Below are 12,928 nucleotides of genomic sequence, written 5' to 3' on the forward strand. Positions count from 1 at the left end.
CGCCATGACCCTGATACACACCAGCTCACCCCACACCGGGCGCCCCGGCCATGTCGGCGGCGTTATGCGGCAGGTGATCCTGGCCACTCTGCCGGGACTCGCGGCGCTGGTCTGGTATTTCGGCTGGGGACCGCTGGTCAACGTGCTCTGGGCGAGCGTGCTGGCGTTGGTTTTCGAGGCCGCCGTCATCAAACTGCGCCGCCGACCGGTGGCCTTCTACCTGAAGGATTACAGCGCGGTGCTGACCGCGGTTCTGCTCGGTCTGGCGCTGCCGCCCTATACCCCCTGGTGGGTCACCCTGGTGGGGATGTTCGTGGCCATTGTCCTGGCCAAGCAGCTCTACGGTGGTCTCGGCCAGAATCCCTTCAACCCGGCCATGGTGGGCTATGCGCTGCTACTGATCGCCTTTCCGGTGCAGATGACCCAGTGGGCGCCTCCGGTCTCCCTGAGCGGCGACAACCCGGGCCTGCTGGCGACCCTGAAGGTGATTTTCGAGCTCACCCCCCTGCCCGATGCCTTTACCCACGCCACCCCCCTGGACACGTTCAAGAACAAGGGGGCCCTCACCCAGGAAGAGCTCTGGGCGCAGGTGGCCGGACTCAAGGACAGCTTCGGCGCCTGGCAGGCCGTGAGCCTGGCCTACCTGCTCGGCGGTCTCTACCTGCTGGTGCGGCGCATCATTACTTGGCACATTCCGGTGGCCATACTGTTCGCACTTTTCATGGTGTCGGGCTTTTTCTACGGTTCCGACCCCAGCAACTTCGCCCCGCCGCTCTTCCACCTCACCATGGGGGCGACCATGCTGGGGGCCTTTTTCATCGCCACGGACCCCGCCACCGCTGCCACCAGTAACAAGGGCAAGCTGGTTTACGGATTCTGCATCGGCCTGCTGATTTACATTATCCGCAGCTGGGGCAACTACCCCGATGCCGTGGCGTTCGCGGTGCTGCTGATGAACCTCGCAGTGCCCTTCCTGGATTACTACACCCGCCCCCGAACCTACGGCCACAAGAAAGCCAACAAAGGAATCAGGGGGTAACATGGCTCTTTTCAGCGCAATCAGAACCAACAGCCTGGGGCTGGCCGTGGTCGCCATCATCACCGCCGGCGCCATCGCCCTGACCCAGAACGCCACCCAGGCGCGGATCGCCGAAAATCGCGAAGCGGCCCAGGCGCGAGCCCTGTACGAAATCGTGCCCGAAAGCGAGGTGGAGAACGACCTGCTCCACGACACCCAGCACATTGCCAGCGCACCGAGCATCGGTTACCCCCAGGGGGTTGACGTCCACCTCGCCCGCCGTGACGGACGGGTGCGCACCGTGCTCATTCCCACCATCGCCGCCGACGGCTATACCGGTCCCATCAAGCTGGTCACCGGCATTCATGCCGACGGCTCGGTAGCCGGCGTACGGGTTCTTGAGCACCACGAGACCCCGGGTCTCGGCGACAAGGTGGAGCTGAAGAAGTCGGACTGGGTCCTGGGCTTTACCGGCGAGCGGCTGGCGGGCCCCAACGACCCCACGTGGGCGGTTAAAAAAGACGGCGGGCGCTTTGACCAGTTTACCGGCGCCACCATCACCCCGCGCGCGGTGACCGAGGCGGTCGAGAAGGCGATCCTGTTGTTCGGCGAGCACCGCGCCGCCCTGCTGCAGGAGCAAGACAGCGCCGGCCCCACCATCCTGATCAAGGAGCCTGACCATGGCTGATTACCGAAAAATCACCCTCGACGGGCTCTGGCACAACAACCCGGCCCTGGTGCAGCTGCTGGGCCTCTGCCCGCTGCTGGCCGTCACCGGCTCGGTGGTCAACGCCCTGGGGCTGGGAATCGCCACCACCCTGGTGCTGATCGCCTCCAATCTCTGTGTTTCCCTGGTGCGCAATCTCGTCCCGAGCACCGTGCGCCTGCCCGCTTTTGTAATGATCATTGCCTCCTTCGTCACCTGCGTCGAGCTGCTGATGCAGGCCTTTACCTTTGATCTTTACCAGATTCTGGGCATTTTCATTCCGCTGATCGTCACCAACTGCGCCATTCTCGGCCGCGCCGACGCCTTCGCCAGCAAGAACCCGGTACTGCCTGCAGTACTGGACGGGGCGATGATGGGACTCGGCTTCAGCGCCGTGCTCCTGCTTCTGGGCGGCCTGCGTGAGGCTCTGGGACAAGGCACCCTCTTCGCCGACATGCAGCTGCTGTTCGGCCCGGCGGCCGCTCACTGGAAGCTGACCCTGGTGGGGGACTACCAGGGCTTTCTGTTTGCCATCCTGCCGCCCGGGGCGTTTGTCGGCATGGGGCTGATCATCGCCCTGAAAAATGTGATCGACCAGCGCCTTGACCAACGGCGGGCGGCCCGGGCCACGCCCGCCGTTGCCAGCGGCAGCAAGCGGGTGCGGGTCACGGGCTGAGCACCATGAACCGGACCAAGCGACAGCAGATTTTCGAGCGCTGGCGGGCGGATAACCCGACGCCCACCACCGAGCTGAACTACGACACCCCCTTTGAGCTGCTGGTGGCGGTGATACTCTCCGCCCAGGCCACCGACGTGGGCGTCAACAAAGCCACCGCCAAGCTCTTTCCGGTGGCCAACACCCCCCGGCAGATACTCGATCTCGGAGTCGAAGGGCTCAAGGGCTACATCAAGACCATCGGCCTGTTTAACAGCAAGGCCGAAAACGTGATCAAGACCTGCCGGGCACTGCTCGAGCACCACGCGGGCGAGGTGCCCGATACCCGGGAAGCGCTCGAGGCGCTGCCCGGGGTGGGACGGAAAACCGCCAACGTGGTCCTCAACACCGCCTTCGGCCAGCCCACCATGGCCGTAGACACCCACATTTTCCGGGTCTCCAACCGCACCCGCATCGCCCCCGGCAAGACCGTGCTGGAGGTGGAGAAAAAACTCCTGCGCCTGGTGCCCCGGGAGTTCCTGCAGGATGCCCACCACTGGCTGATTCTCCATGGCCGCTACACCTGCACCGCGCGCAAGCCCCGCTGCGGAGCCTGCCTGATCGAAGACCTGTGCGAATACCCCGATAAGCCGGAGTAGCCTTCCTAGCACGGGCTTTTTATTAGCCGCGGCGCTGGTTAGAATACCGGCTCTGTAGGCGCGCTGTTTCACCCCCGGTACTGGCCGTTTATGCCGTCTACTGCCGCCCACCCTTAAGGATGATGTATGAGGATGGCTTCCCGTTTTTCCCGCCGTCGCCCGTTCAGGCGCATTTGGGTTCTGCTGCTGGCCTGGATGCTGTCTCTCACGGCCCAGGCGGAGCCCTTGCTGCAGCAGAGCCGCGCCGCCCAGAACGCCGCCCTGGACCTGATTCACGAGCTCTACGTCACCGAATCATCCCTGCTGTTTCCCCAGACCAACCTGCTGGTGGTGATGCTGACCCAGGGGCACAAACCCCAGGTGCTGCTTGAGCGCCTCGAACTCAGCATCGACGAGACACCGGTCAAGACCCACCGCTACAGCGTCGGCGATATTGAGAAATTCATGGACCGTGCCTACCAGGTGCTCTACACCACCCTGATTCCCCCCGGCTTTCATCTGATCCAGGCCCAGGTATACGGCATGGGGCGCCCCGGCCAACCGGCGATGAGCACCGAATTCACCATCGAAAAGGGCTCCCAGCCCCTGTTCGTGGAGCTGAATATCGACGCCGGCCAGGTCGGCCACAAGGTGTGGAGGTAAGCGGCTTGAGGCCCGCCAAGGTCGCCGCCTGCCTGGCCGGACTGCTGATCACGGTCTGGGGTGTCCGTGCGTTCGCGGTGGATCCAAGGGAGTCCCTTTTTCTGCTGCGCTGGGAGCCGAGCGAGACGTTCTATCAGGCCTGGGCCGATGCCAAGGCCGGCGCCATCGAAGGCCTTGAAGGGCTGGAAAGGGTAGCCCTTGACGGGCTGCTGATGGAAGGGCTGCTTGAATCCCATACCCAACCCCTGGGCGGAAGGCGCGAACTGCTTCACCCGCCCAGCAAGGTCTATACCCTGGACGTTCTCAACGATGCCTGGCTGCAACGGTCCCTTAGCTTCTACCAGCAGGGAGAGTGGCAAGCCACGGAGGACGCCCTGAAGCGGCTATCCACACCGCTAAACTTCGAGCACCGGCAACAGGCGCTGCTGCTGCAGGGCAACCTGCGGATACGGCAGGGTCAGGACCAGGCCGCCGAACAACAGTTTCGGTCGATCAGCGCGGAGAGTCTTCTGTGGCCCCTGGCACGTTATAACCTGGCCCTGTTGCAGCTGCGCCAATCGCGCCTCGGCGACGCCGAGCGAACACTTCAGCAGCTGAACGACTGGCTGGATGACAACGACCAGACCCGAAGCCGGCTGGGGGAACGAACCCGCCTCCTGGAGACCCGACTTCACGCCCGCCAGGGCAAGCTTTCCGCCGCTCTGAAACGACTGCGCAGGTTTGCCATCGACCACCCTCTCTACCCCCAGGCACGCCAGGTGGAGGCTGACCTGAAACGCCACGGCGGCGACCCCGCCGGTGCCTTGCCGGCACTGCTGCAGCTCTCCCTGCAACCGACCCAGTCCCGACTTGCTCACCATGAAACGGCGCTGCTGAACACCCTGGAGCAACTAGGCGCCTCGCGGCAGGTGCTGGAGCTGGGCGAACGACGACTTCCTGACTTGCTGGCCACCCTGCGCCAGACTCAGGCCCTGGCCCTGCACCTCTCTTCCCCCGAATTTCTCGAGCAGCTGCTAAACGGCCAACTGGACAGCGAAGGTGATCGCCTGCGCCGGCGCCTGGGACGCGAGGCCTGGGTGCTGATTGCCGAAATCGAGCGACTGGGCACCCTGCGCCGCCTGCTTAAGCGCACTCAGGAGCTGCTGCCCCGGTACCAGCCCCTGTTTGACCGGGGCTACGGTCACCTGCAGTCACTGGCCAGCCTGCACCCCGAGCTGCAGCCTTCAAAGATCTACCGCCTGCCCCCCGAGATCGCCAGCTCCGGGCAGGCCGAGTTCGAACAGGACCTGAGCGACCTGGTCGGGCAGCCAAGTCCCTGGCAAGACCGCTACGACATTTTTCGGGGCATGTCCGAGTGGCAACACGGCGGGGCGCCCTGGATGGTGAACGGCCATCCGGACCCGGCGCAAGCGCGGCCTGCGCTGGCCCAGGACCTGGCCGAGCGCCGAGAACTGGTCGACCAACTCAGCCATGCGCAGGTTGAAAAGAGCGCCGCGCGCCTGATTCGGCTGACCCAGCGCGCCGGGGCGATGGGTCAGCAATTGGCGGAACTGGACCGGCTGCTGCGGCCCCGGCTTGGCCTCCTGCTGCAGCAGGAGGCACTGCGCATGACCCGCGGCATCGAGCAACAAGTGCTGTGGCTCGCAGACCGGACCCTGCTGCAGGCGGAAGAGATCGATCATCCCCAGCCACAGCCCCGCTTCAATCTCAGCGTTGCCGGCTCCGGTGAAGTCAATGTCAATCGCCTGGAGACGGCCGCCGCCGTGCCCCACTCCACGAACGCTTTCGAAGCCCTTCGCCTGCTGACCGAGGAGGCTTTCAACCCGGAGGTGCGCCACCGTGCCAAGCGCCTGCTGGCCGATCTCCACCTGGCCAGCGCCGAACGCCGGGCGGCGGGAACCCCCGACCCGAGCGGTTTTACAGGCTCCTTTGCGCAGGCCATCCGCTATTACGAAGAGCTGCTCGAGGCCCAGCGCGCGCCGCCGGAAGATCCGGCGGTACTGCTCTACCACCTGGCCCATGCGTACAGTCTGACCGGCGACCTCGAATCCGCCCTGGACCGCCTGAAACGCCTCGCCGCGCTCTATCCCGAGCACCCCAAGAACCAGGAAACCCTGTTTCGCATCGCCGAAAATCACTTCAGCCTCGGCCATTATCACGAGGCGGCGCAGCGCTACGACCAGCTGCTGAGCCGCTGGCCGCAGGGCGAGTTCAGCGCCCGCGCTCGCCACAAGCTCGGCTGGAGCCAGTTCAAGCTGGGTGAATACCGCCTGGCCCTGGCCCAGCTGCTGCCCCTTCTCAAGTCACACTGGCCCGAACGCGAACAGCAGCGCTCCCTGGTCGATGACCTGCTACGGGTCAGCGCCATGAGTTTTTCCCACCTCGGCGGGGTCGACCCGCTTGCAGCGCACTTTGCCGACCAGCCCCCCTCCACCCTGGAGCAAACACTGCTCGAGACCCAGGCCGCCTACATGGAGGAGAAAGAACGCTATACCGATGCCGCCGAGAGCTACCGCCAGTTGCTGGCCCGCTTCCCCGATGCCCCCGCCGCCCCCGACTACCAGGCCGCCCGTGTCCGCGTCTTCCAACACGCCGGCTTTATCAGCCAGCTGTGGCCCGCGCGGGAGGCGTTCGTTCAGCGTTTCGGGGCCGATTCCAGCTACTGGCAGGCGGCTGATGACAGCGTGCGGCAGAAACTGCGCACCTACCTGGCCGACTACCTGCCGCTGCTGGCCCAGCGCGCCCATGCCCGGGGCCAGAAAAGCAAGGCACCTGCCGATTACGAGCGTGCGCTCAGCGGATACCGCCACTTTATCCAGGCGCTGCCCGACCACCCCCAGGCCGCCCACATGCAGTTTCTGCTGGCCGAAGCCCTCAGCGAGCAGGGCCGCCATGCCGAGGCCGCCGAGGCCTATACCCTGGCAGGTTACCAGTACCCCGGGTACGCGAAACGCCATGAGGCCGCCTACGCGGAGCTGCTGGCCTACCAGAGCCTCTTTCAGACCGCTCCCGCAGCCCAAAAGCGGTCTTGGCTGGAGCGCAGCATTCGCCGCAGCCACGCTTTTATCGACCGTTACCCCGAGGCCAGCCAAACGCCGGAGGTGATCACCAAGCTCGCCGAAGAACTGCTGATCGACGCCTCCCCCGACCAAGCACTGACCACGGCGCGGCGCCTCGCCGACAATCCGCCGCAGGCCCTGGCCCTGCGCCTGTGGCGGGTCATCGCCCACAGCGCCTTTGATCTCGAACGCTACGCCGAGGCGGAGTCCGCCTACCGCCAAACCCTGGCCCTTGCCCCCCCGCAACCCGAGGTCGATGCTTTTATCCGCCGCATGGCTGAATCCATCTACAAGCAGGCCGAACAGGCCCTCGCGACCGGCGATCAAAACGGGGCCATCGATCACTATCTGCGCCTGCAGCGCGCCGTGCCCCAGAGCCCCCTCGTTCCCAAGGCCGCCTTTGAGGCCGCGCGCCTGCTTATGGCCGGCAAACACTGGCGCCGGGCCATCGAGCAGCTCGAAGCCTTTCGCGAGCGCTTCCAAGGGCACCCCCTACAGGCCACCGTCCCCGACAAACTGGTGGTAGCCTTTGAAGAGACGGCCCAGTGGCAGCGCGCCGCCGAGGAGCTGCGGGGCATTTTTGAGCGGGAAGGGGAGACCCCCTTGGGGCGGGACGCCCTCTGGCGAGCCGCCGAACTGCACGAAAAGGCCGGCAACCCGGCCCTCACGGCGCGCGGATACGAGCTGTACATCCAGCGCTTTCCCCGCCCCCTGGACACCGCCATGGAGGCGCGCCGGCAGCTGCTTCGGTTGGCGGAGCTCCCCCAGGTGAGCCGTGACCCGAACGCCATTCGCAAAGCCATCATCACTGCCCACGAATCTGCCGGGGCCGCAGCGACACCCCGCAGCCGCTTTCTGGCCTCAGAGGCCAGCCTGGCGCTGGCCCGGCAGGCCAAGACCGAGTACGACCGCATCCCGCTGACCCTGCCCCTGGAGCGTTCGCTGGCACAAAAGAAGGCGGCGATGGAGCGGAGCATCGAAGCCCTCACCCGGACCACCGATTACGGCCTGGCCGAACACGCAACCCAAGCCACCGCGCTGATCGGTGAGATCTATATCGAGCTGGCCCGCTCCCTGATGAACTCCGAACGCCCGCGGGAGCTCGACGAGCTGGCGCTGGAGCAGTACGACATTCTGCTGGAGGAGGAGGCCATTCCCTTCGAGGAGAAGGCCATCACCCTGCACGAGCTTAATTTGGATCGAATCCAGGAGGGGATTTTCACCCCCGCCATGGCCGAAAGCCTGGAGCGCCTGCGCGAACTGATGCCCTCCCGCTATGACAAGACCGAGGTAATCGATGACGTTGTCGCCGAGATTCAATAACGCCCTGCTGGCCCTGACCCTGCTGCTGGCCGGCTGCAGCGCCCAGGCGCCGAAGCCCCCCGCCACGCCACCGGCCCCCGCCATCAGCCCGACGGATCGGGCCGACTTCGACGCGGCGGTGCAGCTGATGAACGCAGAAGATTACGAAGCCGCCGAGCAGAAACTGGAGGCGCTGTTACAACGCATTGGGGACACCCCCGGGCTGCACCTCAACCTGGCCCTTATCGACAACCATCGGGAGAACAACGCCGCGGCCCTTGCACACGTGCAGCGAGCGCTCAGCCTGGCCCCGGAAGACCCCCGCGCCCACAACCTGGAAGGCTCATTGCTTCGACGCCAGGGCGCTTTTCTCGAGGCGAGGCGCGCCTACGAACAGGCCCTGGCCCTGGACCCCGATTACCCCGCGGCCCACCTGAACCTGGCCATTCTCTGCGATATCTACCTCAAGCAGTGGACCCAGGCCCGCCACCACTACCAACGCTACCTGGCCCTGGCAGAGCCGGCCGACCCCCGGGTCAACTACTGGCTGCAGGATTTGGAGATGCGGATAGAGGAGCCCCGGCAATGAGACGGATCGCCCCCCTGCTCTGCGCTTTCCCCTTGCTGGTGTCGCCCGCGCTGCCGGCTCAGGAACCCGGCGGCCCGGGTATGACCATCACCGGCGACCAGGAGCTACCCGCGGTGCTGTACGTGGTGCCTTGGCGCGCGCCGCGACCGCAGCCGCAGCTCGAGCCGGTGCTGGACAATCCGACACTGGAGCCCCTGGGGCCCTGTGACGGGACCTGGGAAAAGGGCGCTCGCCCCGCGGAGTGCGAGCTGAAAGCGGATGCAAGGCAGGCCGGCCCCTAGCTTTTTCCGCCGCCCGCTTTGCCTTATAATCCCCATCCAAAACAAGGATTAGCAGTTTTCAGCCGCCTGCGGCAAGCGAAGACAAGGAAGGTCACGCGCGACCCTCTCCGGTGCCTGCACCGACGCTTGCTCCCCAATCGCAGCTGTCCCATCCACTCAGTTACAGGTATTTAAAGCAGCCATGGAATTCCTCAATACCCTGATCCGGTTTATTCAAGACGGCGGCCTGTTCATGTACCCGATCATGCTGACCCTGGCGCTGGGTCTGGCCATCGCCCTGGAGCGTTTCCTGTTCCTGGCCCGCATCCGCAGCCACAACCGCCGCGCCTGGAACCGGGTGCAGCCGTTGATGATGGAAGGCAAGGTCAGCGAGGCGCTGGCGTACGTGCGCGACTCCAAGGCCCACCTGTCCAATATGGTGGCCTATGCCCTGAGCCACCTGCAGGCCGGGCGTCGCGTCGACGACGTTGAGCGGATGCTGGAAGAGGGGCTGATGGAGATCATCCCCCGCCTGGAAAAGCGCACCCCCTACCTGGCCACTTTTGCCAACATCGCTACCCTGCTGGGGCTGCTCGGCACCATCATCGGGCTGATTTCCGCGTTTTCAGCGGTGGCCAACGCCGACCCCGCGGAGAAGGCCAACCTCCTCTCCAGCAGTATTTCCGTGGCCATGAACACCACCGCCTTCGGCCTGGTCGCTGCCATCCCCCTGTTGCTGCTGCATGCCTTGCTGACCAACAAGACCACCGAGATCATCGAAAGCATGGACATGGCCACCATCAAGCTGGCCAATATCATTCAGATCAACCGCGGCTTGTTCCCCGAGAAGGCTCAAAGCGAGCAACGGGAGGGCTGAGGGGATGCGCCATCGCCGCTTGCGACGCAGCCACGAACCCCCGGAGATCGACGTCACCGCCTTTATGAACCTGATGGTGGTGCTGATCCCCTTTCTGCTGCTTTCCGCCGCCTTCAACCACCTCACCATGTTCGAGCTCTATCTGCCCGCCGCCAGCGCCGAGGCCCAGGCCGAGCCGGACAAGCGACTGCCCGCCCTGACCCTGGAGCTGCGCGCGACCGGCATCAGCCTCCAGGTAGACGGCCGTCGCGATGCCCTGATTCCCGATCTTGACGGCGGCGAACCCGACACCCAGGAACTTCAGGCACGGCTGCGGCCGCTGAAGAACCGCTACCCGGCGCTGACCCAGATCAGCATCCTCAGCGAGGCCCAGATCCCCTACGCCCGCATTATTGAGGTCATGGATGCGGTGCGAGCCATGCAGATAGAAGAAAGCGGCCCGGGTTACCGGCTCGAGCTGTTTCCCGATATCGCGCTGGGCGCCACGGACAGTCAGCCGAGCTGAGCAGGGATGAAACCGTTATGAAACAGCCATCCCACCGTACCCGTCGCCTGCAACGGGCCCGCAAGCGCAAGCCGCCGATGCTCAACCTGGTGTCCCTGATGGACATCTTCACCATCCTGGTGTTTTTCCTGCTGGTCAACTCCAGCGACGTGCAACAGCCCCAGGGACAGGCACTGAAGCTGCCCGAGGCCAGTGTGGAAACGCCCCTGGACGAGACTCTGGTGGTGCAGGTAGATGGTCGCAGCATCGTGGTTCAGGGGCGCAAGGTCACCGACCTTGACACGGACCCGGGCGGTGACCGCATTCCCAGCCTGGAAGCGGAGCTGCGCTACCAGGCCGAGCGCAACCCGGAGCAGGAACCCGGGGCGAGAGCCATCACCCTGATGGCGGACCGCGACATACCCTTCGCCCTGCTGCAGAGGATCATGTCCAGCGCCAACCAGGCCGGCTTTGGGCAGATCTCCCTGGCCGTGGTCGGCAAAGCCGGGGAGAAACCGGCCTCGTGACGCCCGCAACGAAACCCAACCTGCCGCCGCTGCCCTGGAACGAACCCGACGAAGACCGCCGGCGCCTGCGCTGGGCCAGCCTGCTCAGCTTCGGCCTGCTACTGTCCCTCTTTAGCGCGGCCTGGCTGATCGAGCTCCCCGAGCCCGAGCGCGAAGCACTGGAAAAGGTGCCCCCCCGCCTAGCCCGGATGATCCTGGAAAAAGAGCCGCCACCACCGCCCAAGGCGCCCACGCCTGAGCCGGAGCCGACCCCAGAGGCCAAACCCAAGACCGAATCCAAGGCCGTGAGTCCGGTCGCGCCACCTGCAGCGCCCAAACCGGCACCCAAGCCCGAACCGGCCCCCGCACCCAAACCCAAGCCGCAAGTGGCGAAAAAAACGCCGCCGACGCCCAAGCAGATTGAGCAAGCCCGCGAACAAGCCTCGAAAAGCGGCGTGTTGGCGATGAAAAAAAGCCTGGACAGCCTCAAGGCGCTGGCCAGTGTCGATGCGCTGAGATCCCAGAAGCTGGAACGCAGCAGCGCCAGCACCAGCACCCGCCCGGAGCAGGATCTGATCGCGGCGCGGGCGGCACAGGACAGCGGCGGCATCGAACTCAGCAAGGTGGACAAACCCCAGCGCCAGGCGCTTTCCGAGCGTGAGGGCACGGCCGTGGCCACCCCGGCCGAGGATCTCGTCGCCGCCGCGGAGCAAAGCCGCGGCGAGCGCACCCGGGAGGAGATCGCCCGCGTCTTCGATCGTAACAAGGATGCCTTTTACGCCCTGTACCGAAGGGCTTTGCGGAAAAACCTGGGGTTGGCGGGCGATGTGGTATTTGAGCTGACCATCGCGCCCTCCGGCGAGGTCAGCGCCGTGACGATCCGTCGCAGCGGACTGGATGATGATGCGCTGACCCGCAAGCTGCTGGCCCGCATCCGCATGTTCGACTTCGGCGCACGACCGGTCCCCCCCTGGCAGGGGACCTATACCGTCACCTTCTCGCCGGCGGGCTGATTCAGGCCCGCCCGCGGATAGGCTCCCCGGTATGCTCGTCGAAGTCGTACACCACCCGCAGCACATCCGGGCAGCTGAGAATTCCCACCAGCTTGCCGTTGTCCATCACCGGCATCGAGCGGCGCCAGCCCTGTGCAGTCATCGTCTCGGCGACATCGATCACCCCGTCATTGGGGGCAATGCAGTGCACGTCGGTGCTCATACAGTCGCCCACCCGGCCCCCCACCTCTTCGTGGTAGCTACCGCGCAGTATCCGCTGAAGGCAGTCCCATTCCGTCAGGATGCCCACCACCTTGCCCTCTTTGTCCAGCACCGGCGCTGCTGAGATCTTGCGCTCAAGCAGGGTGCCGATCGCTTTGAACAGGTCGGTGTCCGGTGTGAAAGTCACCACATACTTGGTCATGTAATCGCTCACTTTGACCGATCTCATGGCGAATTCCCTCCCCAGCAGTTGCTTATTTATCGATACCGGCAGATCGCTCTGCCCTCACTCAGAGGTTAGCTCAGATATGCGCCTCTGGCGGTTCGAAGGCGCTGTTTTACCTGTAAAAAGAAGCCCTGCACGGGCACTGCTTTTTATTTAAACAAGTTGGCCTACACTTTCATGAGCGACCCTCGGGGCGAGAGGCCACCGTCGCTGGCCGGCTGTTCGCGCCCCGCCCCGAGTCGACCGGAAGGAGGGAGTGCGCCTTGCGCGAACTCAGCGCCCAGCTGCAACCGCTCTGGCCCCTGGCCGCCTATTTCCTGGCGGTGCTGTTGCTGGTGCTTTTTATCCTGGGCGTCTCCCACCTGCTCGGGGAGCGGCACCGGGAACGGGCCACCGGCGAGCCCTTTGAATCGGGCATCGTGCATATCGGCGACACCCATATCCGCTTCTCGACCCCCTACTTCCTCATGGCCATCCTGTTCGTGATATTCGACCTGGAAGCGGCCTTTATCTACGCCTACGCCATTTCGTTTCGCGCCTCCGGCTGGACCGGCTACGTAGAGATCCTGGTTTTCATCCTGATCCTACTCGCCGCCCTGGTCTATTTATGGCGCCTGGGCGGCCTCGACTGGGGGCCCAAAGGCCAGGCCCGCAAGCGGCTAGCCCCGCTGCAGGGCCATAGCCGGGTGCTCGAAGGCGAGGCGCCACCGACCCGGCCAAACAGGGAGTAA

General features: G+C 65.0%; 14 protein-coding genes. 13 read left to right on the top strand and 1 reads right to left on the bottom strand.

Annotated elements, in window-relative coordinates:
• Nucleotides 1-4: 4 nt before the first annotated feature.
• The 12 genes from rsxD to JGZ97_RS18505 all read left to right on the top strand — a co-directional run bounded on the left by rsxD (nucleotide 5) and on the right by JGZ97_RS18505 (nucleotide 11,770).
• Nucleotides 5-1,039: an electron transport complex subunit RsxD gene (rsxD, locus tag JGZ97_RS11685; protein WP_207062803.1), complete on the top strand. Its 1,035-nt coding sequence runs from the start codon at nucleotides 5-7 to the stop codon at nucleotides 1,037-1,039.
• Nucleotide 1,040: 1 nt separating this feature from the next.
• Nucleotides 1,041-1,706 (top strand): electron transport complex subunit RsxG, encoded by a 666-nt coding sequence (rsxG, locus tag JGZ97_RS11690; RefSeq protein WP_207062804.1) that lies wholly within the window; start codon nucleotides 1,041-1,043, stop codon nucleotides 1,704-1,706.
• Entirely contained in the window at nucleotides 1,699-2,400 is a 702-nt protein-coding gene (locus tag JGZ97_RS11695; RefSeq protein WP_207062805.1) for an electron transport complex subunit E, read from the top strand. The genes rsxG and JGZ97_RS11695 overlap by 8 nt, the downstream gene beginning before the upstream one ends.
• A gap of 5 nt (nucleotides 2,401-2,405) precedes the next feature.
• Nucleotides 2,406-3,038 (top strand): endonuclease III, encoded by a 633-nt coding sequence (gene nth, locus JGZ97_RS11700; protein ID WP_207062806.1) that lies wholly within the window; start codon nucleotides 2,406-2,408, stop codon nucleotides 3,036-3,038.
• A gap of 126 nt (nucleotides 3,039-3,164) precedes the next feature.
• On the top strand, nucleotides 3,165-3,680 hold the full coding sequence (locus JGZ97_RS11705; RefSeq protein ID WP_207062807.1) for a hypothetical protein: 516 nt from the start codon (nucleotides 3,165-3,167) through the stop codon (nucleotides 3,678-3,680).
• A 5-nt stretch (nucleotides 3,681-3,685) separates the two neighbouring features.
• Nucleotides 3,686-8,062 (top strand): tetratricopeptide repeat protein, encoded by a 4,377-nt coding sequence (locus JGZ97_RS11710; protein WP_207062808.1) that lies wholly within the window; start codon nucleotides 3,686-3,688, stop codon nucleotides 8,060-8,062.
• Nucleotides 8,037-8,630 (top strand): tetratricopeptide repeat protein, encoded by a 594-nt coding sequence (locus tag JGZ97_RS11715; protein WP_207062809.1) that lies wholly within the window; start codon nucleotides 8,037-8,039, stop codon nucleotides 8,628-8,630. The genes JGZ97_RS11710 and JGZ97_RS11715 overlap by 26 nt, the downstream gene beginning before the upstream one ends.
• On the top strand, nucleotides 8,627-8,911 hold the full coding sequence (locus tag JGZ97_RS11720; RefSeq protein WP_207062810.1) for a hypothetical protein: 285 nt from the start codon (nucleotides 8,627-8,629) through the stop codon (nucleotides 8,909-8,911). Before JGZ97_RS11715 ends, JGZ97_RS11720 begins: the two co-directional genes overlap by 4 nt.
• Before the next feature lie 181 nt (nucleotides 8,912-9,092).
• Entirely contained in the window at nucleotides 9,093-9,767 is a 675-nt protein-coding gene (locus JGZ97_RS11725) for a MotA/TolQ/ExbB proton channel family protein (protein WP_207062811.1), read from the top strand.
• 4 nt (nucleotides 9,768-9,771) lie between these two features.
• Complete coding sequence (locus tag JGZ97_RS11730) at nucleotides 9,772-10,272, top strand: biopolymer transporter ExbD (RefSeq protein ID WP_207062812.1); 501 nt, start codon at nucleotides 9,772-9,774, stop codon at nucleotides 10,270-10,272.
• Between the two features lie 17 nt (nucleotides 10,273-10,289).
• Nucleotides 10,290-10,778, top strand: a complete 489-nt coding sequence (locus JGZ97_RS11735) for a biopolymer transporter ExbD (RefSeq protein ID WP_207062813.1) — start codon at nucleotides 10,290-10,292, stop codon at nucleotides 10,776-10,778.
• A complete protein-coding gene (locus JGZ97_RS18505) occupies nucleotides 10,775-11,770 on the top strand; it encodes an AgmX/PglI C-terminal domain-containing protein (RefSeq protein ID WP_207062814.1) in 996 nt (331 codons plus the stop codon). Before JGZ97_RS11735 ends, JGZ97_RS18505 begins: the two co-directional genes overlap by 4 nt.
• A 1-nt stretch (nucleotide 11,771) precedes the next feature.
• Here JGZ97_RS18505 and JGZ97_RS11745 read toward each other — a convergent pair whose 3' ends face one another.
• A complete protein-coding gene (locus JGZ97_RS11745; protein WP_207062815.1) occupies nucleotides 11,772-12,200 on the bottom strand; it encodes a CBS domain-containing protein in 429 nt (142 codons plus the stop codon).
• Nucleotides 12,201-12,460: 260 nt separating this feature from the next.
• On the opposite strand from JGZ97_RS11745, the gene JGZ97_RS11750 reads away from it, so the two are divergent.
• A complete protein-coding gene (locus JGZ97_RS11750) occupies nucleotides 12,461-12,928 on the top strand; it encodes an NADH-quinone oxidoreductase subunit A (RefSeq protein WP_207062816.1) in 468 nt (155 codons plus the stop codon).

Origin of the sequence: Motiliproteus sp. SC1-56, assembly GCF_017309075.1 — a bacterium.
In the GTDB taxonomy this organism is placed as follows: Bacteria; Pseudomonadota; Gammaproteobacteria; order Pseudomonadales; family Balneatricaceae; genus Motiliproteus.

Excerpts from the sequence above, each read along its gene's own strand:
- rsxD (WP_207062803.1), top strand. The coding sequence starts at position 5 with ATGACCCTGATACACACCAGCTCACCCCACACCGGGCGCCCCGGCCAT.
- JGZ97_RS11725 (WP_207062811.1), top strand. The coding sequence starts at position 9,093 with ATGGAATTCCTCAATACCCTGATCCGGTTTATTCAAGACGGCGGCCTG.
- JGZ97_RS11695 (WP_207062805.1), top strand. The coding sequence starts at position 1,699 with ATGGCTGATTACCGAAAAATCACCCTCGACGGGCTCTGGCACAACAAC.
- JGZ97_RS11715 (WP_207062809.1), top strand. The coding sequence starts at position 8,037 with ATGACGTTGTCGCCGAGATTCAATAACGCCCTGCTGGCCCTGACCCTG.
- JGZ97_RS11735 (WP_207062813.1), top strand. The coding sequence starts at position 10,290 with ATGAAACAGCCATCCCACCGTACCCGTCGCCTGCAACGGGCCCGCAAG.
- JGZ97_RS11745 (WP_207062815.1), bottom strand. The coding sequence starts at position 12,200 with ATGAGATCGGTCAAAGTGAGCGATTACATGACCAAGTATGTGGTGACT.
- JGZ97_RS11730 (WP_207062812.1), top strand. The coding sequence starts at position 9,772 with ATGCGCCATCGCCGCTTGCGACGCAGCCACGAACCCCCGGAGATCGAC.
- rsxG (WP_207062804.1), top strand. The coding sequence starts at position 1,041 with ATGGCTCTTTTCAGCGCAATCAGAACCAACAGCCTGGGGCTGGCCGTG.
- JGZ97_RS11720 (WP_207062810.1), top strand. The coding sequence starts at position 8,627 with ATGAGACGGATCGCCCCCCTGCTCTGCGCTTTCCCCTTGCTGGTGTCG.
- nth (WP_207062806.1), top strand. The coding sequence starts at position 2,406 with ATGAACCGGACCAAGCGACAGCAGATTTTCGAGCGCTGGCGGGCGGAT.
- JGZ97_RS11705 (WP_207062807.1), top strand. The coding sequence starts at position 3,165 with ATGAGGATGGCTTCCCGTTTTTCCCGCCGTCGCCCGTTCAGGCGCATT.